General features: G+C 54.9%; 23 protein-coding genes and 1 pseudogene. 2 read left to right on the plus strand and 22 right to left on the minus strand.

Translation table 11 applies throughout. The annotated features are described in order from the left end of the window. Nucleotides 1–3 precede the first annotated feature (3 nt). The gene (locus ABLQ08_RS27435) at nt 4–747 is read right to left on the minus strand and encodes an urea carboxylase-associated family protein (protein WP_352949192.1); all 744 of its coding nucleotides are present in this window, start codon (nt 745–747) and stop codon (nt 4–6) included. A gap of 114 nt (nt 748–861) precedes the next feature. On the opposite strand from ABLQ08_RS27435, the gene ABLQ08_RS27440 reads away from it, so the two are divergent. Then, nucleotides 862–2244 (plus strand): amidase, encoded by a 1383-nt coding sequence (locus ABLQ08_RS27440; RefSeq protein WP_352949195.1) that lies wholly within the window; start codon nt 862–864, stop codon nt 2242–2244. Between the two features lie 752 nt (nt 2245–2996). Here the strand turns inward: ABLQ08_RS27440 and ABLQ08_RS27445 are convergent. From ABLQ08_RS27445 to ABLQ08_RS27455, 3 genes are all read right to left on the minus strand, one after another. Next, on the minus strand, nt 2997–3428 hold the full coding sequence (locus ABLQ08_RS27445) for a nuclear transport factor 2 family protein (protein ID WP_352949198.1): 432 nt from the start codon (nt 3426–3428) through the stop codon (nt 2997–2999). A 71-nt stretch (nt 3429–3499) separates the two neighbouring features. Next, nucleotides 3500–4024 carry a nuclear transport factor 2 family protein gene (locus tag ABLQ08_RS27450; RefSeq protein ID WP_352949201.1) on the minus strand — a complete coding sequence of 175 codons (525 nt, stop codon included), beginning with the start codon at nt 4022–4024 and terminating at the stop codon, nt 3500–3502. Between the two features lie 82 nt (nt 4025–4106). Further along, nucleotides 4107–4670: a flavodoxin family protein gene (locus tag ABLQ08_RS27455; RefSeq protein WP_352949204.1), complete on the minus strand. Its 564-nt coding sequence runs from the start codon at nt 4668–4670 to the stop codon at nt 4107–4109. A gap of 395 nt (nt 4671–5065) precedes the next feature. Between ABLQ08_RS27455 and ABLQ08_RS27460 the strand changes: the two genes are divergently transcribed. After that, nucleotides 5066–5308, plus strand: coding sequence for a hypothetical protein (locus ABLQ08_RS27460; RefSeq protein WP_352949207.1), 243 nt, complete (start codon nt 5066–5068; stop codon nt 5306–5308). Here the strand turns inward: ABLQ08_RS27460 and ABLQ08_RS27465 are convergent. From ABLQ08_RS27465 to ABLQ08_RS27550, 18 genes and pseudogenes are all read right to left on the minus strand, one after another. Then, nucleotides 5291–6739: an amidase gene (locus tag ABLQ08_RS27465; RefSeq protein WP_352949210.1), complete on the minus strand. Its 1449-nt coding sequence runs from the start codon at nt 6737–6739 to the stop codon at nt 5291–5293. The two genes, ABLQ08_RS27460 and ABLQ08_RS27465, sit on opposite strands and share 18 nt — an antisense overlap. A 309-nt stretch (nt 6740–7048) precedes the next feature. Continuing rightward, nucleotides 7049–7159 (minus strand): annotated as a pseudogene (locus ABLQ08_RS27470) (glutathione-dependent disulfide-bond oxidoreductase); the annotation flags it as partial. An 81-nt stretch (nt 7160–7240) separates the two neighbouring features. After that, a complete protein-coding gene (locus ABLQ08_RS27475) occupies nt 7241–7690 on the minus strand; it encodes a hypothetical protein (protein WP_352949213.1) in 450 nt (149 codons plus the stop codon). Between the two features lie 171 nt (nt 7691–7861). Then, nucleotides 7862–8308 carry a nucleoside deaminase gene (locus ABLQ08_RS27480; protein ID WP_352949216.1) on the minus strand — a complete coding sequence of 149 codons (447 nt, stop codon included), beginning with the start codon at nt 8306–8308 and terminating at the stop codon, nt 7862–7864. 73 nt (nt 8309–8381) lie between these two features. Beyond that, entirely contained in the window at nt 8382–8975 is a 594-nt protein-coding gene (locus tag ABLQ08_RS27485) for a DsbA family oxidoreductase (protein WP_352949219.1), read from the minus strand. Between the two features lie 585 nt (nt 8976–9560). After that, complete coding sequence (traI, locus tag ABLQ08_RS27490; RefSeq protein WP_352949221.1) at nt 9561–10628, minus strand: TraI/MobA(P) family conjugative relaxase; 1068 nt, start codon at nt 10626–10628, stop codon at nt 9561–9563. Then, a complete protein-coding gene (locus ABLQ08_RS27495; RefSeq protein ID WP_352949224.1) occupies nt 10625–10957 on the minus strand; it encodes a hypothetical protein in 333 nt (110 codons plus the stop codon). The genes traI and ABLQ08_RS27495 overlap by 4 nt, the downstream gene beginning before the upstream one ends. After that, nucleotides 10954–12162, minus strand: a complete 1209-nt coding sequence (locus tag ABLQ08_RS27500) for a DUF5710 domain-containing protein (protein WP_352949227.1) — start codon at nt 12160–12162, stop codon at nt 10954–10956. Before ABLQ08_RS27500 ends, ABLQ08_RS27495 begins: the two co-directional genes overlap by 4 nt. Nucleotides 12163–12164: 2 nt before the next feature. Further along, nucleotides 12165–12455, minus strand: a complete 291-nt coding sequence (locus ABLQ08_RS27505) for a hypothetical protein (protein ID WP_352949230.1) — start codon at nt 12453–12455, stop codon at nt 12165–12167. Nucleotides 12456–12500: 45 nt separating this feature from the next. Beyond that, on the minus strand, nt 12501–12701 hold the full coding sequence (locus ABLQ08_RS27510) for a hypothetical protein (protein ID WP_352949232.1): 201 nt from the start codon (nt 12699–12701) through the stop codon (nt 12501–12503). Then, nucleotides 12698–14554 carry a type IV secretory system conjugative DNA transfer family protein gene (locus ABLQ08_RS27515; protein WP_352949235.1) on the minus strand — a complete coding sequence of 619 codons (1857 nt, stop codon included), beginning with the start codon at nt 14552–14554 and terminating at the stop codon, nt 12698–12700. The genes ABLQ08_RS27510 and ABLQ08_RS27515 overlap by 4 nt, the downstream gene beginning before the upstream one ends. 6 nt (nt 14555–14560) lie before the next feature. Continuing rightward, nucleotides 14561–14746, minus strand: coding sequence for a hypothetical protein (locus ABLQ08_RS27520; RefSeq protein WP_352949238.1), 186 nt, complete (start codon nt 14744–14746; stop codon nt 14561–14563). Further along, the gene (locus tag ABLQ08_RS27525) at nt 14743–15687 is read right to left on the minus strand and encodes a CpaF/VirB11 family protein (RefSeq protein WP_352949241.1); all 945 of its coding nucleotides are present in this window, start codon (nt 15685–15687) and stop codon (nt 14743–14745) included. The genes ABLQ08_RS27520 and ABLQ08_RS27525 overlap by 4 nt, the downstream gene beginning before the upstream one ends. A 92-nt stretch (nt 15688–15779) precedes the next feature. Then, nucleotides 15780–18272, minus strand: coding sequence for a hypothetical protein (locus ABLQ08_RS27530; RefSeq protein ID WP_352949244.1), 2493 nt, complete (start codon nt 18270–18272; stop codon nt 15780–15782). A gap of 10 nt (nt 18273–18282) precedes the next feature. Further along, entirely contained in the window at nt 18283–19383 is a 1101-nt protein-coding gene (locus ABLQ08_RS27535; protein WP_352949247.1) for a TrbI/VirB10 family protein, read from the minus strand. A 2-nt stretch (nt 19384–19385) separates the two neighbouring features. Continuing rightward, nucleotides 19386–20363, minus strand: coding sequence for a TrbG/VirB9 family P-type conjugative transfer protein (locus ABLQ08_RS27540; RefSeq protein WP_352949249.1), 978 nt, complete (start codon nt 20361–20363; stop codon nt 19386–19388). Then, nucleotides 20360–21070, minus strand: a complete 711-nt coding sequence (locus ABLQ08_RS27545; RefSeq protein WP_352949252.1) for a VirB8/TrbF family protein — start codon at nt 21068–21070, stop codon at nt 20360–20362. The genes ABLQ08_RS27540 and ABLQ08_RS27545 overlap by 4 nt, the downstream gene beginning before the upstream one ends. Next, entirely contained in the window at nt 21070–21237 is a 168-nt protein-coding gene (locus ABLQ08_RS27550; protein ID WP_352949255.1) for a hypothetical protein, read from the minus strand. Before ABLQ08_RS27550 ends, ABLQ08_RS27545 begins: the two co-directional genes overlap by 1 nt. Nucleotides 21238–21242: the final 5 nt, after the last annotated feature.

Raw genomic sequence — 21242 nt, forward strand, 5'->3', positions numbered from 1 at the left:
GAACTAGCCTGCGAGCTCTTTCAGGCCATCGGGGCGGAAGGCACGCAGCGGAGCCGGCATCGGCGGCATGGTGTTGTTTGGATCGTCATTGCGAGCTACGGCTTTGTGCCATTCGTCATAGGTCGTCGCGCCTTCCTGGAAGATTTCGACGCGGTTCGGGCGGGATGCACAAGGGCAAGACGTCATGGCGTAAAGCAAGTCGATTTCGGCCTGGAGAATGACATAGTCGCCGGCCTTATTGCGCGGCTGCTGCATACCCATCAGGCCTTTTTCGAGATTGTAGAAATCGTCCTGGAAGGCATTGAAGGGGCTCGGAATGTCTTCCGGCTGGACACTCCAGTCTTCAAGACACTCAGTCAGGATTTCCCAGCACCCACGGGTCGGCGCTTCCATGCCGGCGTATTTCTCCATGCCAGCCCAACCCTGGTATTTGCCGGACGAAAACACCCAGGAATTGCACATGCCGTAATCCAGGTCATGGCAACCGCCAGTCGTGTCTTCGACAATGGTCATGAAGGCCGTGTTGTATTTGGAAAAGAGCTTGTTGCCCGTCGAGATCTTGATGCGGCCTTGGTTCGCCTTGGTGCGCCCTTGGTCGAACCGCTCGTTCAGATTGTGCAGATTGAAGGTGACGATGTCAGAAATCGTGCCGCCTTCGACATCGGTGATCTTCACACGCTGCCCCTTGCGGATGACACCGCTCCAGCCCTCGCGCGGGCCGAGATCATGAGAATAGATCAGGTTCATTGGTAGGTCTCCTCTTATGTAGCCCGTCAATTCGCTGGACTTTATTACATAACTAGATTACATAATCAAGTGTTGAATTTGTCGCCTTGAGAACGAACTACGGAAGGCATTGAAATGACGGCAGAACTTTCTCCGCTGTGCCAGGCGGCCGCGACCGAACTGATTGACATGTATCGTGAGGGGACCGTTTCTCCGGTCGATGTAACGGAGGCGGTGCTGGATCGTATCGAAGCCCGAGATGCGGAACTGAACGCATTTGTTCTTATTGACCGAGAGGCCGCAATCAATTCCGCCAAGGCCTCTGAAAAGCGCTGGCGAGACAAGGCGCCCCTTGGCCAACTCGACGGTATCCCGGTAACGGTAAAAGACATGATCCTGACTAAGGGGTGGCCAACCCTGCGAGGTTCTAAAGCGGTCGATCCAGCGGGTCCCTGGGACGAGGATTCCCCTTCGGTTGCGCGCCTGCGAGAAAACGGTGCCGTGCTGACCGGCAAAACCACAATGGCTGAATTTGGCTGGAAGGGCACCGGCGACTGTCCGCTCAACGGCGTCACGCTTAACCCAGTCGCGCCAGGCAAAACGCCCGGTGGCAGCAGCTCGGGTGCAGCCGCCGCTCTTGCAGACTTCATGGGCCCATTGGCACTCGGAACAGACGCTGGCGGTTCGGTTCGAATACCGGCAAGCTTCACCGGTACGGTCGGCTTTAAAGCGACATTCGGCGCGATCCCGAACCTGCCGGCCAGTCCGATGGGCACGCTGTCCAATGTCGGGCCAATGGCCCGCACAGTGGCTGATACAAAACTGCTTTTTGACGCAATATCCGCTCCAGACCGGCGGGACCCATGGACCTTGTCTCAGCTGGAGCGGAAACAAGAAACCCGCACTCTTAAAGACCTGCGCATCGCACTTATCACCAATTCGCCGAGCCCAAGGCGGGTTGAGCCAGAGGTTCTCTCGGTCACTAGAGATGCAGCAAACGCCATCTCGAACGCCGGCGCCATCATTGAGGAAGTGGATGGCACTTTCCTGGAGGAATCTAGGTCCAGCCTTTTGACATTGTGGCGCTCCGGCGCCGCCTATTTGGCGAACATGATTTCCAGGGACAAGATTGAGCTGCTCGACGCAGGGCTTCAAAGGGAAATGGAGCTCGGCAAAGACCTTCTCGGTTCCGATTTCGTATCGGCCGAGCAAGCCCGCTGGCGTGTGTGCTCCAAGATAAACCAGCTTTTCGACTCCTTCGACGTTATTCTCACGCCGACTGTTGCAACTCCCCCTCCGGATCTCGGCTCAGACCTCTACGATCCAACGCAGGAACAGCACTGGATGGACTGGACGCCCTTCACGTTTCCCTTCAATCTCAGCCGGCATCCGGCGATTTCCGTTCCATTCGGCACGACCGAAGCCGGGATCCCAATCGGCGTGCACCTGGTGATGCCGCATGGCGCCGATTACCGCCTTCTCTCAGTCGCCCAGCTCGTCGAAGCGCTTGGCAGATAGTGAACAATCGACTTGTGTGTCCGCTAAAAGCTCATGTGAGGTGGCTACATTCGCCGCCTCCTTTTTCCGACACTCAGTTGATCCAGGAAATTTTCCGATCGCCAATCGCTCCTGAAACGTGCCGAGAGGCCATTTCAGTCAGCATTTGAATGTTCGGGCAATCGACACTGAAAAGACAACCTTGAAGCGGCAGGGCTAACGCACTTCACTTCCGACTAGTTTCGGGGTGGTTGGTCGGCTGGACAGCGCTTCGTTTGTTTCTTTTCACATCGATCCCGCATCAGTGTAGGACTGAGCTGGGACCTTCTGCACTGAAATTTACTCAGCCGATGGATTAGAAAATAGTATGCGCGCGGCTACTCCCAATGTGAGGGATAATAGCAGCGGACACCCGTGCTTGCCTTTTAGTCGGGAAAATCCTGCTTCGCGCAAATACCAGTCGTTTGTGCAAATTGATCTTGGGCATACGCAACGTAAAGCTGACTGACGGGCCAACACCCTATTGGCTCGACCTACGAAGAAAATTACATTTCACTGACAGAAGTTTCGTCACAAATCCATTTTGGTTAGGCTCGCTTATAGCTCACATGCCTTCAAAGAGTGCACGGTTTAGTGTGGAGAGCTCACGGCATTCAACGACTAAGCCATAGTGCTCCTTTTTAGACGAGATATAGCTATGGGGCACTTGGGAGCAGAACCGGCCCGAGAGCCGGATCTGTTTGGTGTAAGGGCGCAATTTTCCAGCCGCTGGTTCAAAACGCACCAGTAAACAACTGTGACAGGTCACCAACAAAAGGCCGTTTAATTTCGCATTTCACGAACCGCCAATCCCCGTTCTCTTTGATGAACTCATCGTAATAGTCGCCGGAAAAGATCGTCTGAAGAGGCACATCTTCTGTTTGCTGCACCACGATGCCATACCTTTTGCAAGTGGCTGTGCCTGCGGCCTCATCGACATAGATATCGACGTTTGTGGAAGCGTGACGAGTCTTAGGAGTACCATCTTCACGCAGGATGACCTTTGACAGGACGTTGTTCATGATTGCGTCCTTGCCTTTATGCATGTCGCCTTCGATACCCCACTCACCCTTCGCGAAGAGTTCGGCGAAGCCTTCCATGTCGCCGCTGTCCAAGGTGAAGCTGTAGTGATTGATGAGCTTGGCAATTTCGTCACGATCAGCCATCGATTTCTCCTGATTGTCTGAATGTATGTGAAGTTGATCCGCGGCCAGCGGACAAGATGAGAGAACTTGGCTTATCCCTGATCAAGTCTGGTACGAAGGTGGTGGCTCAGATCACCGAACAGAGGGTTCCGGATAGTCAGGCGGGTGTAATACCAACTGCCATCTTCACGGCGCGCGAATTCATCGAAATACTGGCCTGAGTATATGACCTGCAGGGGCAGTTTGTCGGTTTGCTGGACGACAATGACATAGCGCTGGCTGGTCGCGGTGCCCGCTTCTTCATCCACTTCGATATTGACGTTTGTTGTCGCGTGACGCGTGCGCGGCGTACCGTCCTCGTAGAGGATCACGAGAGTAAGAACATTGTCATAAAGCTCTTGCCGACCTCGATTTGGTTCTGAGCCTTCAAAAATCCACTCGCCGTCCTTGAAAAGGTCGGCAAAGCCGTCCAAGTCACCCGAATCCAACGTAAAGCTGTACTGGTTGATCAATTTGAGAATTTGATCTTTCGCATTCATGCTGGTCTCCATGACAGGAGAGCTAATGGCGGCGGTCGCGCCTGAGATCATTGCTTTCCTGCGCGCCATTTCTGCCATGCCTGACTCTCCTGCTATTTGATTGAGTGAAGGCTCGAAATCCACAGACTGATCCCGACCCGATGTGTTCTTTGAATTGGATTTAGTTCATTCGCAGAGTGACGCGCGCAACTCGTTCACCAAATAGCTCTGCAGTTTTTAGGTCACCGCCGTTCGGCGTCACAGAGGGATCGTCGTTTTCCGACTGCGCAACAGCGCCGAGCATGGTGCCGGTGCGATTTACCGCAGCCTGATGACCCGGCTGGCCTTCGGGTGAGGAGTTCATTTCGGACTGACCAACCCAGATCATCCCGTGTTGTGCGGCATAAACTGCCAATTGTATGAGAGTGCTAAGCTTGTCCCCTGCGAGGCTGGTTGAGTTGGTAAAGCCTGCGGCAATCTTGTCTTTCCATTCCTGCTGGAACCAAATGTTGGTGGTAGAATCCATGAAAGCCTTGAATGGCGCAGAAACCGTTCCCAGGTAGGTGGGCGACCCGAAAATGATGGCGTCTGCGTCGTTCAAAATTGTCGGTTTATTGGTGATGTCTTCAGCTTTGAGAAGACGTGTAGTAACCCCCTCGACCGAGGCTGCTCCCATTTCAACATGCTTAGCTTGCACTTCGGTATGACCGAAACCGCTGTGATATACGATAGCGACCGTTTTCATTTTTCCGTTCCGATTTTCTTGGGGTGTTTTTGATTTCACATAACCCGTAAGGGTTATGTGCGTACGCAATTAACTGCTAATTTTGCAGTGCAGCAATACGAGATTATTCAGGCGTTGCATGAGCAAAATTCAGCAGCTGACGGATAGTGCCTCTCATAGATTGAGTTAGAAATTTTCTATGATTTACAGTGCACCGTTTTGTACTGATCCGGCCGCAGACAAGGGGGTGTTCGTTACGGATTGAGACGATTGGAATGGGGCGTCTCATCCGAGGTCACGCGGCGAAACAGGCCACCTGGTTCTGGGTATTGATTGTTTTCAGTTCCCGCACTTCCATTCGGCATATTTCCCTTGCCTCTGAGCAGCGCGACACGAATGCGCACACAGGATGAGCGATGCCCGGTTTAACCAACACAGGAAGCAACAGGATTTTCTACGTGACCAGCAACGTTCGAATCGAAGCGATCGCCTTGAATTGCATGTTTCCTATGCCTGAAAGTGTCTCCCGCGCCTTGATCGCGGGATGGTCGGGTCACGATTTGCTTGCTGTTGGCGAGCACGTCAAAGAGTTGGCTGAACTGGGTGCCACCACTCCCTTTGCTCGAGTGGTTTTGAAATATTCACCTGTTCCAGATTGAGTGATCTGGATGACGGTCAGTCCAAGGCATTGCCTGCTCCAGCTGCGCAGCCAAACGAAGCAGGCCTCCTTCATTGCCGAATTTGCTGACGATCTGAATACCGATCGGCATTCCGTTCCTACTCTGGCAGAGAGGGAGTGAAATCGAGGGTTGCCCAGTCACGTTAAATATCGCCGTGAAAGGGGCGACAGCCTCAATCGCATCCCACCATTTCTTGGAATCGATATCGGCGTTCTGGTTCAGGACGCCTAGTTTGATCGGCGGCTTTGCCAGTGTCGGCAGTACGAAGTAGTCGTATTCTTCGAAAAACGGAGCGACAGACCTGCAGGTTGAGTTGAAGCCCGACCAGATCGTGCTCAGGCTGGACACCGCATCCAGTTCCAGACCTTCGCGATAGATATTCCGCATGGCACGTTCAAGGGTCTCAGGACCTGGCTCAATACCAGAGAATTGAGAAACGCCTTTAATCCAAGCCGTTTCGCCAATTATCCAGGCCAGGTTGATCGCCTCGGCCAATCCTCCAGGGCTGTGATTGAAACAATCTTCAGTAATGTTGTGACCCAGATCTTCAAGAATCCGTCCGACGGCATTAACGGCTTTCTCCACTTCGGGGCTTATTGAATGCCTGGTCCAATGTTTGGGGACTGCCACCGCAATCTTCGCCGGCCTCATCTCGGCCTTGAGTTCGTCGACATAAGGCCGGGCAGGTGCGGGAATTTGATAGGGATCACCTGGCGCCGAACCATTCACCGCGTCGAGCATTGCCGCAGTATCGCGTAGCGATCGGCTGAGAAAACCCTCCGACCCCATGCCGAACAGTGCTTCACCAATATCAGGGGCCATAGAGGTGCGGCCGCGGGTAACCTTCAATCCAACAAGACCACACTGACTAGCAGGTATTCGAATTGAGCCGCCGCCGTCATTGCCATGGGCAAGAGGCACATATCCGGCAGAGACTGCCGCGGCCGAGCCGCCGCTGGAACCTCCCGCCGAATAACCCAGTTTCCATGGATTGTGGACCGGGCCAAAACGTACTGGTTCTGTGGTAACGTTGTATCCGAACTCAGGACATTTACCGATACCGATGGGAACGACACCTGCAGCGCGAAGACGTGTCATCAATTCGGTATCATAAGGTGCGCTTAGGCCGTCACACACACGACTGCCATTGGCTACCGGTTTGCCCCTCGCCATAATGAGGCAGTCTTTGATGATAATCGGAAGCCCCTTGAATGGACCCTCCGGCAAGGACGAGTCTCTAAGGTTTTCTACATCGTCATCAAACGTGGCGATGAGGGCTCCAATATCCGGCTCGAACTCTTCCGCAATCTTCAGGGCGGTTCTTGCCAACTCCTTCGCGCTTACCTCTCCTTTCTTGACCAGTTGGGCTAGGCCTACCCCGTCATAGTTTTTGTATTCAGACACATTCATTGTCACATTTCCTCTCGCTACGACGGCCCTGGGGCGCCCTTTCCTTTTCTTCAGTCCGGCCGGCTCAATTGAAGGAGTTGTTGCTACTGCGTGCTTCGGCGCAGCGAAACGATTTGCAACCTAGTACAGCTCGGAGAACCCGAGTTTCTCGGCCATCGGAGGAAAAACTAGATTGTCTGCATACGGGTACAGAATACGTCGTGGAAGAAATCTGCACGCAGTCCGTCTCGACGTGGTGAGACTGCAAGCCCGGAAGTCTAAACTGAACCTAGAGGCAGGAAGCCAAATGCTAGCGCACGGCCAACAATGCTACCCAATTGGCTGGAGCTTATCTTGCGTGTGATGCTCAAAGTCGCTGGCATCGTGGCGCTCATGAAGCTGCCCTTCCAACTCGCCCCTGGTACGATTGGCCATACGGCCGCACGATGCTCAATATTCTCACTCCAGCGCAGAACGTTTTGTGGGACATCGCGTCGAGGACTTTGCGTAAATTGTAATTTGTTACGACTTGCCCGCATCCTTTTCAGCGCGGGCCAGCGCGCTTTCCCAATCACCTTCGTACACCACCACAACCTCATCACCCTTGGTCACGAAAAAGATGGGTGGATATACTCTTTTTAGCTCGCTTGCCGCCTTGCGCAAAAGATCATCCGCTTTGCCATAGGAACCAGGTTTTGGGACGTCACGCGTTTTTTCGATGATATTGACCGAGACCAGATAACCATTCTCTTGTGCGGATTTTTGAACGACAGGGAGCCCGCTACGCTTGAACGCCATACATGGAGGACAGTCCTCGGCACCATAAAAATGGAAGGTGATTTCTTGGTCGTTTGCGACCGCCAATCCAGTCTGAATGCCCAGAAAAAGTACGGACGCAACCAAAAGTCTTGTGAGGATAGAAGGCATATGGACTCCACCTTTGTACTGATAAACCACGAACAGAATATCCATGATGTGCGAACACACTTTAGGCCCGCCGGAGTCACTAACGAAACTTCAGATCTTTCATGCGTCGAATGAGTTTTTTTAATCCATCCAGACATTGCCCGCGTTCAGGGGATCTCAACCGACTGGACGCAACTCGACTTATACGTGGCAGATTGCGATAGAGGCTCGTCGTGCTTAAAGACCTCCATTCAACTCAATCCATCTCTCGAAAGGCTCGGCACAGCCTTCTGTTCGCAGTTTTTCTATCTTCATCGAGGCAGTTGGCCGGCCGGACTGAAAAAAATGATATGTCCATCGATAATCGAAGCCAAACCGTGCAGCATCATCCCTGTCAGCAGCGACAAAAATCTTCGTAATACCAGCCCAGCGAGCCACCATGTAGCACAATGCACATGGCTCTCCAGAGGCGAAAAGAACCTTACCTCGAAGATCCGGTGTACCAATCGCCCTACAAGCTTCTCTTATGGCTACCACCTCAGCGTGCGCGGTTGGATCGCAGCTGTCGACTACCTCATTGACCCCTTTGCCGATCACCACGCCATTTTCATCGACGACCAATGCAGAAAACGGAATGCCCCCATTGCGTACGTGGTTCAGCGATAGCTGAACCGTTTCCTGCATGTGCTTCTCATCCAAGTTGCCAATTTCCATCTCGTCCGACAGAGGCGGCTTATTGATTCCGGGTGGACACATTTTATCGCGCCTCCAATCTACCAATGGCGTTGTAGAGCCAGTCAGCGTTGGGAACTCCCTCATACCTCTGGTCGCCTATCATGATGGTGGGAACAACCTTGATCTTGTGAACACCATGCGCAGTTCTCTGGAAGTCCTGATGCTGATGCCGGAATCTGTTTTGAACCAGGGCGTCCTTTAGCGATGCGCCGTTCAGTCCGACTTGCTCTCCTATTTTGACAAGTATGGATATGTCACCGATATCGAGATTTTTCTGAAAAAAGGCAGACAGCACCGCTACTGAAAACGCATCTCCGAGATCATGTTGCTCCGCGTAGAGGAGAGCCTCGAACGCTTTGTCCGTCCTTGGTTGCGGCGAGATCGTTGGCAGTTGAATATCAATCCCCAACCGTTCGGCCATAGGATAAACCGAGGATCGCCAAACAGAGGGCAAATATTCATCCTCAACCCTCAATGTCGGTACGGGATGCGGCCGCAGTTCAAACCCACGCCACGTGATCTTGATGCCTCTTCCCTCGATTGCTGTGCGCAGCATCGGCTCCGCCAGCAAACAGTAGGGGCACACGTAATCCGTATAGACAACGATTTCTTTCATATTGAGCTGTCAGCTCCAATTGCTGTTTAGGACAGACCAAAGGAAGCTACCGCATATCTCAAAATGACCATCCCTCGTTATTTTCAGGCATCGGATGAGCTCAGATAATCCCTGTTCTGACAACCATTTTTGACAGCCGATAATAGGAGCCTTCATTTGGCAATAAGGAGAATTTCCGGCGAACATCACAAAGTCGAACCCCGAAAGCGTGATAATTATCGCACTGATACGGGTTGCGATCTCAAGATCCCGGATCAACGCACGAGCACACGTTGAGACCTATCAGTCGATGGAAATGTGGATGTTGCTGCCTCTGTAGATAGGCGCACAGGTACTTTGAACGATCTCTACGAGAACCAAGAGATTGAGATAGAGTCGATCACGCTGTTTGGACTCGCCGCGCCCAGGAGTGTACGTATACTCGTCGACCTAGACTTCGAGCATCGAGTCACTGGGTCTTCGATGACGTCGGAATTATCAAAGATTTCATTTCTGGCTATCCAAGTGGCTCTTTAGCTAATTTGCGATTGGATATTGCTCTATATCAAAATACAATTAGCCAAGTTGCAAACTCCACACGGGTTGTCATCGGGACATGCCTTTCGACTTCCGGGGAGTGATCTGCCGGGTTCTGACCTTCTTCGGATCCTTGCCGGAAAGGATTTGGAGGTAGGATTTCTGCAGCTCGAGTGCTTCGCGCGCCTCGGCATCAACACCGGCCTGCTGTTCCAGGAACCGGCGCCAGGACAGGTTTTTGCGGAATTGACCCTGGTGCATCCGCTTCCATGCGGCATGATGTTCAAGACGCGGATCGAGAGGACGGCGCCGGTATTTCGTCCGGGCCTTCTTCTGATCGATCAGGCGTTCTTGTTTCTGATATGGGCCGAATTTGTCTTCGAGTTGCTTCTTGGAAAACTGGCGATCGACGGTGCTAGCCTTTTCCATCGTGCCGCGTTCCAGGTCGCGGAATACGAAGCCGGCACCACGTTTGCGAATTTCAATGCCATAGTCCGCAATCCCTTCATGGAACTCCTCCCATGAAGTTGCGCGATCGCGGATCTTCAGCAACTCGCCTTGGTATTCCTTCAGGTATCCGGAGAAGGATTGCTCCCAGGTATTGGCCTCTTTATCGCGGGCTTTCTGATTGTCGCGTTCGTTGTCTTTGCCGCGGCCCTGGACAACCTGCAGGCCGTGTTTCTTCTCCAGCTCGGCGGCGGTTTCTTGAAGGATCTGGAAATCACGATAGGGGGTGTGCATCCGGAAGGTTTCCGGATGCACCAGGTTGAATTGAATATGCATGTGGAAGTTTTCAGTGTTGATGTGAGTGCCAACAACACGTTGATGATCTTCCAGGCCAAGGGCCTTCGCGAACTCCTGTTCAATGTCCTTCAACACATCGATGTCAGGTTTTTCGCCTTCGGCAAATGAGACAACCAGGTGGTAATTTGGATCCGCTTTGCTGCGCTGGTTGAGCGCCTGGGTCGCGCGGATCTCCGCAATGGCCGTGTCCAGGTCTTCGATCCCATCGCCGGCGTTGCAGTTGGAAAGCCAGAACTGATCGAGCTTTTCGCCTTTCTCCTTGGCGCCGGCGATATACTTCGCCAGCGCTTTGGCTCCCCAGGATCTTTTCAGCGCGGTTTTCTTGGCGATCATGGCTTGAGCTCTGCAACCCGGGCTTTGATATCGCCTTGTGTCTTGCGAACCTCGGTCAGCAGTTTTTGCATTTCGCGGACAAGATGACCGTCTGCGGTCTCATTGATCCCCTTCAGGAGCAAATTGCCTAGGCGGGCTTGGTCGGCGTTCACCTGCAGGAGGTTGACGATCACAAGATCAGTAGATCGATCCGGAAGTTTCCCGGTCTCCAAAAGACGCTCAACAACGCGCGAAGCCGAAAGTTTCGTGCGTTTCGCGTGCTCGGTAATGCGCTGGTGAACTTCCGGTTTGACGTAAGCTTTCAGAAGTTTGCGCTTTGAAGCTGTCACCGCGACATCTCCAATTGCCGCTCAAGCCCCTTGTCCTTTCCCAGCTTCTGTTCCCGCTGCATCAACGTGAAGGATTCACGAAGTGCAGTGAGCAAGCCCTTTTCGCCGCGGAGCTGCTTCAGGTCGTTCCAGTCAGTAGCGCCGCGGCCCTTCTCGGCCGGGGTGAAGGACGGAGCTAGAACTTTACCGCCAACGGCTTCAGCGGCGCGCTGAGCAGACCGCAAACCCTTATTCGGTAACGGCGGAACTTGCAGGGGCAGATGATGATCGTCATCGGCTGCAATCAGGATGTTTGCAGAAGGATATTTCTCGCGAACGGACTTGGCGGCGGTGACCAGGTTGTCACTGTCGAAGGCAACAAAGGTCGGCAGCTTGGTAGCTTTGTGAACATCAGCGCCGGTGGCATAGCCTTCACCGATGACAACAGTCAGCTTTTCGCCCTTGCGGTCCTTCTCAAGCTCGCGGTCCGGATCGATCGTGTGAAAGAGCCCGGTCTTGCGGCCGTTCTTCAGATAGAATTTTTCATCGCCAACAAACTGCAGGCTCCAAATCCGGCCAGTGTCATCGCGCAGCGGGACCACCATGCGGCCGTCGTCGGCCAGCTTCACGCCATAACCCCGGACCTGTTTCTTTGCCAGATACGGGCAGTTTTCCGGAGTGGCCCATGTCTTGATATTGGTCCAGATGCCGAATGAGCGTTTGGCGGTCGCTTCCTGATCCTGGGCGCGTTCACGCTCGCGGACCTCACGAGCCTGCGCGGCTTCTGCTGTGAGCCTCTGCTTTTCTTCCAGCGTCAGGGCCTCGCCCTTGCCGGTCCATTGCAAGGGAACTTCATCGCCCTTGAAATTCTTGAACTGGCCGTTCGGAACCCCGTCCAGGAAACCGCGATAAGTGGCATTGGTAACTTTGCCCTCGCCAACGAGGGCGATGCGATGCCACTTGCCGTCCATTTCCGGCAAACCTTTCAGGTCCGCGCCATTCTCACGAAGGAACTGACCGAACGCCTCGCGCGGATCCTCGCGACCCTTTTCGCTCTCCGGCTGGTTCTGCGGCAGGAATTTCGCAAGGCTCTGCGGAATATCGGTTCCCTTTGCGAACCATGCCTTTTCTTTTTTATCCCACAAAGCACCCGCAGCTTTTGCGGCTTCGCGCTGCTCATAAGGAACGGCTAGGTACGTCTTTGCGATTGAGTTGGTTTCAGCCATGATCAATTGCCTTTCGAGGATTCAAAGATGGAAGGACGGCTGTTTTTCTGACGGGGGCTGACCGAATAAAGGCTCTGCCGGACGACATTCGCCTTTTCGATCCGCGCAACGAGCTCAACACGGCGCTCCAGCTCCGCGTCCGGAAAGTGCTTCCGCACATAGTGACTTGCGACTTCATCAAGGGTTGCAGCCGGTAGCCGGTCTCTTGGAAATGTCGCGATGACATGTTCCATAAGGGCCTCTGCCCGGGCCGGATCATCTGCGCGCCAATCAGCGGTGAGTGTGTTTGTCATGGTCGGTTGTCTCTGGGTTTGGAAAGAAAGAAGGGGGTCGGCGGGTCAATCCAGGAACACGCCGTCAATGGGGCTGGATCCAGCGCGGCAATTCGGATCGCGCGGCCAGATCTGCATTCCATCGGTATTGGTGACAGTGATGTTGGAAAGCGGTTGGTCGTCGGTGAGCGTGCCGCCTGTGATGGCGATATCGCCGTAGAGTTTTTGAACGGTCTGTAGGGTGGCGATTACTTCACTGATTTTCATGAGGTCACCTTCTGGTTTAACGACAGGGAAGGGGAAACCGGATTGGGAAGGGTCTTTGCGGAGGGAATTTGAATCTCGGCGCGAGCCTGCAAATCCTTGTCCTGGAAATAGAGAACCTGGCGGCCATAGATGGCCGGACGGCCAGCAACGAATATGAGCATGTCGCCGGCACGGTTGACCTTGCCGCCCGCGCCGGTCTGGATCCCCGGCAAAGACATGCATTCATCCGGTGTCAGAAGAGGGCGGGCGACTTCCGTCAGCGTCTCGGAATAGTTCGTGCCGATCCGACCGGTGGTGTGGCTGGCTGAGGTCTTTTTCTGAACCAGCGTGGTCTTACCGGCCATGTCCGACAGGACTTTTGCCGTTTCCATGGTGTTCGGTGCGTAAGCAATCCTGATATGGCAGTTTGAGATAATCGACTGCTCGCGCCCGTAAGCTTTCTGAAGCTGGGTCAGGTCCTGGACGATAACGAAGGCTTTGAGGCCGTAACCAGCCATGAAGGCGATGGCCTTTTCGAAAATCTCCAGCTTGCCGACGGATGTGAACTCATCGAGCATCAAGAGCATGCGGTGTTTGTAATGCTTGACGGATCGACCGCCCTCGAACGCCATGTGAGAGGTGAGGCGGGTCAGGAACTGGTTGAGCAGGATCCGCACCAACGGGCGCAAACGGGCAATGTCGGAAGGCGGGATGACAATATAAAGTGTCGCCGGCTTCTCGCCGTTCATCAGATCGGCAATGCGGAAATCGGATTCCGATATGTTGCGGGCCACAATCGGATCGCTGTAAAGCGCAAGCTGAGAGGTGCCGGTGGAATGAACGCCGGAACGCTCGTTGCTGGAGCGCTTGCGCATGCGGGCCGCGCCAAGACGAACCTCGTCATTGACGATTTCGCGCCCGTGCTCGTAGTTCTCCATGTCCTTCAAGAGACGGTCGAAACTGTCGTCTTCCTGATCGTTGAAAGCGGCTTTCGCAGCAGCAGCCAAAGCCTTTTCGCTGATCGTCTCCGGCTCCTTGTCATCGCCGATCGACATGAAGGCGCGCACATCCGCCAGGGTCGCGGTGCGGTTTTCCTGTTTTTTGATGCGATAAAGAACATGCAGGATTGCAGTACACAGCCAGCCGTAGCCTTCCTGCATCCAGAAATCTTTGAGGCCGGTGCCGTCCGGATCGATGATCATGATTGCGATGTTCTGACAGTCGGCAATCTCATGATCAGTGCCAAGACGCACTTCCTGGAGGGGATTGTAGCGAACGGATCCACGATCGGCGGCAGGATCAAAACGATAGATCTTCTGGCCCTGCGATACCCGCCAGCCAGCCGTCAGGGCGTAGTTCTCGCCTTTAATGTCGAGGACAAGGGCGCTTTCTTCCCAGGAAAGCAGCGTCGGAAGAACAAGGCCAACACCCTTACCGGATCGGGTCGGCGCAAAGGCAAGAACGTGTTCGGGGCCATCGTGGCGCAGCATTTGAGTGCCGCGCCGTGTTGGCCAACCGCCGACGACAACGCCTTTATCGGACAAAAGGCCGGTGTCTTTGACGTCCCGGGTTTCTGCCCAACGGGCTGTTCCGTGAAGGTCTTTCTGTTTCCGGCCGCCGAAGATGGTTTCTGACCTGGCGCCGGTCGACACGATGGCGCCGATCAACATCAACACCAGAAACGCGGCCATACCGGCATAGGAGGGATAGAGAATTTCTGTCGGGAAACTCCGGGCCTGGATCCAGAAATCGCGGAGCCATTGCCACCACGCGGCCTGAAGAGGATTGAATCCCAGCGTGTAGTGCCATCCTGTCAACGTCACGCCGACAAGAGCAACACAAGCCAAAACGGCAAAGAACCGCATCAAATGCATGGGAAATTACTCGGCGGGGATCTGAACCGGCTCGGCCGGTTCATCCGTTGTTGCCGGGATAGAAGACTGTGCCGGCACAGCAACTTGGCCTTGAGGGGCTTCATCGATCAGTTGCAGCACGGGATTTTCTTCAAAGAGGCTGGCGGCCAGCTCGCGCAGCGAAGCGCTGTGTTTCAGGGTGGAGGTGCTCATTGGACCACCTCACCATCGCGCAGAATGTAGCGGCCGTTTTTCATCTCGTAGATTTCCGAGATTGCACGCTGGCCGCGCGGGTCGCGCCGAATGTGGATCACAAGATCAACAAGACGGCTCATGAAACCTTCGGCATCCGGCAAGGTCTGACCGGCTGCATTGATGTTTTCCTGGAACCTGGCCGGAACAAGCTCGGCGCTTTCCGCGTGCACGGTGCACATCCAGCCACGCGCGCCGGTGTTCAAAACGTTCAAGGCAGCAAAAGCGTTCTGCGTCGAGATTTCACCGAACAGAATATTGTCGGGCGAAATACGCATTTTATGATCGTAGAGCTGCTGCCATGTCTGCAGGCCTGCGCCTTGCGAGGTATCGCGCGCTGCCAGCAACGAGACGCCATTATAGAACCGGCCAACCTCAAGCTCTGGCGTATCTTCCGCACTGACCACGCGCCGGTCATCGGGAAGATAAGAAAGCAGGTTGTTTAGAAGAGTGGTCTTGCCGGTGTTTGTCGATCCGGAGATTGCAATGTTGCGCTGCTGATCGAGGGCCGTCTTCAGGTAGTCGATCATTTCCGCATTCAGGCCCATGTCTTCCAGGGTGATCTGATGCGGGTGCTTGCAGCGGATCGCAAGCGACAGGCCGGAGACAACAGAATTGCCAATAAGGCACTCGAAGCGATGACCACCGGGAAGGATTGTTGAGAGCTGCGGCTTTGCGGTCGGATCGAACTCCAAACCTTTCATATTCGCCAAGGCGCGGCAGATGGTCTTGATCCGGTGCAACGTCAAATCCGGCTCTTCGACTTCCGCGATCCGGTTATCCAGGTCACGGCGTTCCACGATCAATTTGCCAGGGGCTTTGGTCCGGACCTCGACAACCTCCGACGCGGCGTAATGCCGGGAGAGCGGTTCAAGGATTTTTTCCAGGAGAACTTGAGACATGTTCGAACACCTCGGAACGGAGCGGTTCATGTTTTTGGGGAAGGGAGTGCAGGGGCCGGAGCTCCTGCACTGAAAGCGCTAAACTGAACTCATCAGGAAAGGGGAAGACCGATAGCTTGGGTCACACCGCAGTTGCGGCGGGTTCCGTCCTGAACTTCCTTGATGCCGGTCCAAGTGGTGTAAGAGACCTTGCCGGTGCCCGGTTCGGTGATCTTCAGCCGCTCTTCTTCACGATTGATGTAGTAGAAATGACAAATCATACCGTCGTTGTTTGAGAACCCGGTGATCCGTGCATTTCCGCCCTTGATCGTGATCCAGTAGGCATTCTGGTGGCGGCGTCTGGAATGACCCTGGCTGTCGGTGTCAGACCGCAGTGAGAGATTGCCACGTTCCAGATAAGCCTTGATGCCCCAACCCGGATTAACGCGGGTTTCTCGGACGCGCTGACAGAAGTCACCGCCATCTGCGACCGGTCCCGCACCCTTCGGCACGCTGAGCGTGGATCCGTCCGGACGGCGATAAATCGCTGTGCGGTTGGTCGGGATCTTCTGGTTACAGCCGTCATAATAGGCTTTCGGCAGGTCCGGTTGATCTTCGTTGCGAACAAACGAGTAAGCAACTTCAGACGTTCCAGGCTGCAGATAGGACGTTGCGATCTGATACGCAGAACCGTTCACATTGATCGACACGTCTACGAGCTGCTGCGCGCGCAAGCTGCCGTCATTGTTCTTCCAACCGTTCGGGCTGACAGAATGAGTGAACGTCTGGTCATTGCGCTGACAACCGGTGACATAGACGCGGCCCTGACCTGGAACATTGTAGAAGAACCGTTCCCGGCCATAAGACACGCCTGCAACGAGATCATGATCGAACGAGGCCGCATCTTCACAACCGTCAACGGTTGCCTCAATGCCAAGCATCGCGCTTTCATCCGGCTGACAACCGGCAATGACCTCTTCGCGGCCGTTGACGGTGATTTCCGTCCGGTACTGGCGTGCAGCCTGACCTTTCGCCAGATCGACAATCGGCGTGCAAACGTCGATGCCGTTTTTCTCGAACACCTTGGAATGGGTGTAGGTGGTGTCCGTGGTGATGCACGGGGACGCCTGGAAAAGCTGTCCGTCATGCTCATAGGTCCACATCGCCATTTCCGACGAAGTACCTGAACCAAAGTCATGACGCATGGTGCAGTTCGAGGTATCTGCCGTCATCTGGATGGGCTGGATCGTCTCGGACGGCGAGCATTCACGCACGCTGACCTCAACTTCATCGCCATTGGTGTAAACCAGCGATGTGTTGATCACAGCCTTGCCCTGATCGAAATCGAAGTCGAATGTACAGTTCTGCTTCTCAACGATCTCATAGGACTTTTCATCATCCGGCATGCAGTCGCTGACCTTGTGGCGAGTTGCCTTGCCGTCCACATAGAAAAGCGAATACTGCGCTTCGGCTGTGCCGCCCTTCAGGTCAACATAGTCACCGCAAACACCATATTCGCGCTCCATCTTGTAGACTTTGTCAGTGGCCGCACATTCACTGACAATCACTTGCTTGCCACCCCGGCCACGATAAGCGAGCTGAGACAACATGGTGACCTCTTCACCGGCAAAGTTCATTTCCGGCGAACAGGCTTCATAGTCCTCGTTGATGACGTAGAACTGAGCTTCGTCAGGCTGACACGACGCCAGATCGTAACGAGCGCCCTTGTCGTCATTGTAGTAGCTGGCATATTGCGGCGTTGCCACAAGGCTGTCGCGATTTACAATATCTTCGCAGGCTTCATAGTTTTTCTGGATCGGGAACACCACACCGTTAGGCGCGCAAGCGTCCGTCTCGGTGACAACACCGTCTTCCAGGGTCTGGGAAAGCGATTGCTGACGAACAACACCGCTCGCAAGGTCAACGACTGCATCGCAGCCATCCGTTGTCACGTTGTAGGTGACGTTCGGCTCGCGCTCTACTTCTTCCTCTTCTTCCTGGGCAAGCCGCTCCGGAGTCTCATAACCGCCAGCAACAGGGTTTTCGCTGCTGCTCCCGCCCTCGTCTACGCTGCTGTCTTCGGTAGACGTGGTTTCCTTGTCCTCCTGGCCCTGTGGGTCGTCGGTCTCTTCCTTGGCCGAGAGCTGAGCAACGGCCTGAACAAACTCGGCTTCGTCACCATCGACTGAAATCGAGTTGGTCGGCAGGAGCCGCTTACTGTCAACGCCAAACTGGCTGGTGAAGTCATTGGCTTCAAGATCGACAAAGTTCGTGTCTTTCTTCAGCCGGGTGACAACAACCTGGGCGATTTCCTCACCATTGACGTTGACCGTGCGGGTGAAGCCTTCAGCGGTGATGCCCCTGATATCAACCGCCTGATCAGTATTCGGCGTAGAATTGAACTGAAGCTGAACCGGAACGGCAGAGTCGGAAGACAACTCCGTTTCCAGAACTGGAGAAACCGTAAACAGGTTTTCCTTGATCAGAGCTTCCGCGGCCTCCGCTGCAGGCGGATCGCCGGGCACTGTTTGCGCGACGGCCACGGCAGATGTTGACGCCAATACAAGCGCCAATAGTCCGCTAGACACTATCCTAGTGTATTGCATTCCAAACTCCCTAGTTCTGTGGGGGGTCGGCGAGGTACCAGTCAAACTTCGGGCGCACTTGAACGCGCGTGCCCTGAGCAATCCGGATGACTGGCTTAAGGTCCACTGTGTCCTCCAGGAGGGCCGCAGTGATGGTTCCAATGTTCTCGCTGGCTCCGGACAGGCCATTGGAGATGACATTGGAATTCGAAGAGTCGATTTGTTGGGAACCGGAGACGGCCGCCTCAACTGCGGTGCCAATACCGACAGTCAGGATCGCGGAGCCGTATTTCTCCCAAAAGCGATTATTCACTTCACCGGAAAGGCCCGCATAGCCCTGGGCGTCCCCGATATGGGCTTTGAGCTGGTAGATTTCTGCCCGGCTTTCGCCAAGCAGGATCCGGCTGCAGGAGAACCCGACACGGGTTTGACCAACCTTATCGACGGAAGCGTATTCGCAGATCATCCGCGAACCCTTCGGCACGAGCTTGGTGCGGCCGTGATAGCCGTAAACGTCGCGGCTGACCTGGACGACAACGGAACCGTTGTCGGCAAGCTGACTGTTGATGCCGCTTTCCAGAATGCCGGTGATATAGCGGTCAGCCGTCAGAATGCGGGTATTGTCAACGGCGCCGGTCGAATAGCGCGGCGGCGCGGAATAGCGATTGTTCTGCGGATCGATGCCATCAGGCGGCGGGAATGCGGGCAGGTTCGCATTCTGCGGCCTGGGGCGGTTGCCTGCATTGGAAAAGTCGCCGGTAATGTCCGCGCCGGCCAGCCCTGTTTGCATGGCGGCGCGCTGGCGTAAGGCCGTCTGCAAGGCAAGTTCGTATTCCGTCGGCTCGCGCGGAATGGCTTTCGGTGGTTCGATGTATTTGGTGACGGTCTGCGTTTTGACGACTTCCTTCGTCTCAACAACAGGCTTCACAACTTCCTTGATGACTTCTTTTTCGATGATTACCGGGGGCATGGTGATCACCTTGGGTTCTTGCTTCGGCTCCGGGGGCTTCGGCTTCTCGTAGGAGAACACGGCCGGATCACTGGCAGGCAGGCCGCGCGGTTGTGCCGGTTCCGGCTTGCAGGTCCCTCCGAAGGTCAGCCCGAGGGCGAGGAGGATTTCACAAACAGCCACGGTTATTTCGCCCCCTTGTACTGGATGCACATGAAGGCTTGGCCCGATTTGAGAGTGATCAGGCGGTGGGTGCTTTCGACAATGAAGGTGGTGCCCTGGACGCGGGTATTGACCAGCTCGTCAATGCCATCGACCACGACATAGGCGGTCGGGAGCTCCAGGTCATTCCACTTGTCGCCAAACTGAATGTAGGTGAAATTGTCGTCGCGAAAGACCTGTTCGGGACGCAGCTTCCGGTCACCCCAAAGCTTGTAATCATTCCAGCCGCGCAGTGCAGCCGGATTGAATTTTGCGGTTTGCAGGAAGTCATTAGAGCCATGGGTGGCAACCGCCGTGTTCGCGGTCGGCATCGGATTGCCCTTGGCGTCGAACTCGACAAAGGTCATGCCGGGCGAGCTCGGCCCAACGATGCGATAGGAAAGATCCGGAACGGATTTGGAGTTGATGCCTTCGGCTCTGAGATAGAAGGAATAAACGTCGCCGTCGTCGGTGTAGACGATCATGCTTGAATCAACACCGGCGCCGGTCGGCTTCACGGCCAGCGTGTTGTCAGACCGCTTCTTGACCTCGAAACGGGACGCATCGCCAAGGTCGGCGGACTTGATCTTGATGCCGTGCGGCAACTGGATCGCGCTGACCATGTACTGGCGCAGGCGGACTTTATAAACGCAATCGCCGCAAAAGTTCTCAACGTGGATGCCCTGGTTCTTGCCGGGACGTGACCAAGCTTCTTGAATTTGCCCGCCGACAGAAGAGGGCCGGGCGAGGGGGCCGTAATTGCCTCCTGCCTGTGCCTGCGCCTGGGTGACGGAACCAACCGGCAAGGTGGACGTGACCACATCGTTTGCGGCGGTAATACGCTGTGTCGGGGTGTTCGGCGTTGCCCCCGGAGTTGCCGGGCCGCGGTTGAGCGGTGTTTGAGCAAGAGCGGAAGAGGAAACAGCTAACATTGCTGTTACGGTGAGAAAACGAGCGATCATTTCGAAGCTTGCTCCTTGATGGACATATCGAGGACGCGGATACCGAGGGGGTTTTCAAACCGTTCGGTGGCGCTGACGTCTTGAGGGCGGGGGGTCATTTCCAGGAAGGCGCGCAGATGGCGGCGCTTCGGTCGTTCCTTGCCGATCTTGTCGGTCTGAAGGAACTCAACGACGTAGAGATAAACACCGTCATAGGCATCGACCTGGTAGGCGCCTTTGACAGTGATCGAGCGGTTGAGGCCGTCCTTGATTGCCTCCTCGATGGCGTTCTTGTTCGCCTTCACATACGAGTTGAAGAAATCAGGATCGGAATAGGTCCGAACTTCCTTGAACCGGGTGTTCTGGGTCGTGTCGTCAACAGTCAGGATCTGGCGCACATAGCGGCGGGCCAGCTTCTCAAGCATCAGCTCAAAGCCATCGACCTCAACGGAAATTGGTTCAACGCGGTAAATCCGGTCGTCGCTCGGATCCGCGCGAAGAAGCGCGATTTCCGTTTCCTTCAGGGGAACAAGGGAAACGAGCGCCTGCAGGGCTGCGACCACGCAGACCGCCAGGGCGATGTTTGTTCCAACCGACAGGCGCAACAGCCATGCCATGCGCCGGTGAGCCGTTTTGTAGGCGAACGGATCAGCCTTCAAAATGTTGGCGTGCTTCGGTTCCGGTTTGACCTCGGCAACCTCAGACTTGGGGAGAGTGATGGTTGCCATCAGGCGGCCTCCACCCACTCGAACGAACCGGGTTCGAATTCGATTTCCGCGCAAGCGCACGGGGATTTGCGCATCTTGTCGATGCCATCGGGCTCAATCGGCATTTCCACCTGAGCACAGCCGGAAACGAGGAAACCAAGGCACAAAACGAGTCTGAGGTGTTTCATTGTTC

The organism is Roseibium sp. SCP14 (genome assembly GCF_040329475.1).
GTDB lineage: Bacteria > Pseudomonadota > Alphaproteobacteria > Rhizobiales > Stappiaceae > Roseibium.

Bases quoted from the DNA above. Each gene is read 5' to 3' on its own strand.
- ABLQ08_RS27435 (WP_352949192.1), bottom strand. From the start codon at position 747: ATGAACCTGATCTATTCTCATGATCTCGGCCCGCGCGAGGGCTGGAGC.
- ABLQ08_RS27440 (WP_352949195.1), top strand. From the start codon at position 862: ATGACGGCAGAACTTTCTCCGCTGTGCCAGGCGGCCGCGACCGAACTG.
- ABLQ08_RS27445 (WP_352949198.1), bottom strand. From the start codon at position 3,428: ATGGCTGATCGTGACGAAATTGCCAAGCTCATCAATCACTACAGCTTC.
- ABLQ08_RS27450 (WP_352949201.1), bottom strand. From the start codon at position 4,024: ATGGCAGAAATGGCGCGCAGGAAAGCAATGATCTCAGGCGCGACCGCC.
- ABLQ08_RS27455 (WP_352949204.1), bottom strand. From the start codon at position 4,670: ATGAAAACGGTCGCTATCGTATATCACAGCGGTTTCGGTCATACCGAA.
- ABLQ08_RS27460 (WP_352949207.1), top strand. From the start codon at position 5,066: ATGCCCGGTTTAACCAACACAGGAAGCAACAGGATTTTCTACGTGACC.
- ABLQ08_RS27465 (WP_352949210.1), bottom strand. From the start codon at position 6,739: ATGAATGTGTCTGAATACAAAAACTATGACGGGGTAGGCCTAGCCCAA.
- ABLQ08_RS27475 (WP_352949213.1), bottom strand. From the start codon at position 7,690: ATGGATATTCTGTTCGTGGTTTATCAGTACAAAGGTGGAGTCCATATG.
- ABLQ08_RS27480 (WP_352949216.1), bottom strand. From the start codon at position 8,308: ATGCAGGAAACGGTTCAGCTATCGCTGAACCACGTACGCAATGGGGGC.
- ABLQ08_RS27485 (WP_352949219.1), bottom strand. From the start codon at position 8,975: ATGAAAGAAATCGTTGTCTATACGGATTACGTGTGCCCCTACTGTTTG.
- traI (WP_352949221.1), bottom strand. From the start codon at position 10,628: ATGATCGCCAAGAAAACCGCGCTGAAAAGATCCTGGGGAGCCAAAGCG.
- ABLQ08_RS27500 (WP_352949227.1), bottom strand. From the start codon at position 12,162: ATGGCTGAAACCAACTCAATCGCAAAGACGTACCTAGCCGTTCCTTAT.
- ABLQ08_RS27505 (WP_352949230.1), bottom strand. From the start codon at position 12,455: ATGACAAACACACTCACCGCTGATTGGCGCGCAGATGATCCGGCCCGG.
- ABLQ08_RS27510 (WP_352949232.1), bottom strand. From the start codon at position 12,701: ATGAAAATCAGTGAAGTAATCGCCACCCTACAGACCGTTCAAAAACTC.
- ABLQ08_RS27515 (WP_352949235.1), bottom strand. From the start codon at position 14,554: ATGCATTTGATGCGGTTCTTTGCCGTTTTGGCTTGTGTTGCTCTTGTC.
- ABLQ08_RS27520 (WP_352949238.1), bottom strand. From the start codon at position 14,746: ATGAGCACCTCCACCCTGAAACACAGCGCTTCGCTGCGCGAGCTGGCC.
- ABLQ08_RS27525 (WP_352949241.1), bottom strand. From the start codon at position 15,687: ATGTCTCAAGTTCTCCTGGAAAAAATCCTTGAACCGCTCTCCCGGCAT.
- ABLQ08_RS27530 (WP_352949244.1), bottom strand. From the start codon at position 18,272: ATGCAATACACTAGGATAGTGTCTAGCGGACTATTGGCGCTTGTATTG.
- ABLQ08_RS27540 (WP_352949249.1), bottom strand. From the start codon at position 20,363: ATGATCGCTCGTTTTCTCACCGTAACAGCAATGTTAGCTGTTTCCTCT.
- ABLQ08_RS27545 (WP_352949252.1), bottom strand. From the start codon at position 21,070: ATGGCAACCATCACTCTCCCCAAGTCTGAGGTTGCCGAGGTCAAACCG.
- ABLQ08_RS27550 (WP_352949255.1), bottom strand. From the start codon at position 21,237: ATGAAACACCTCAGACTCGTTTTGTGCCTTGGTTTCCTCGTTTCCGGC.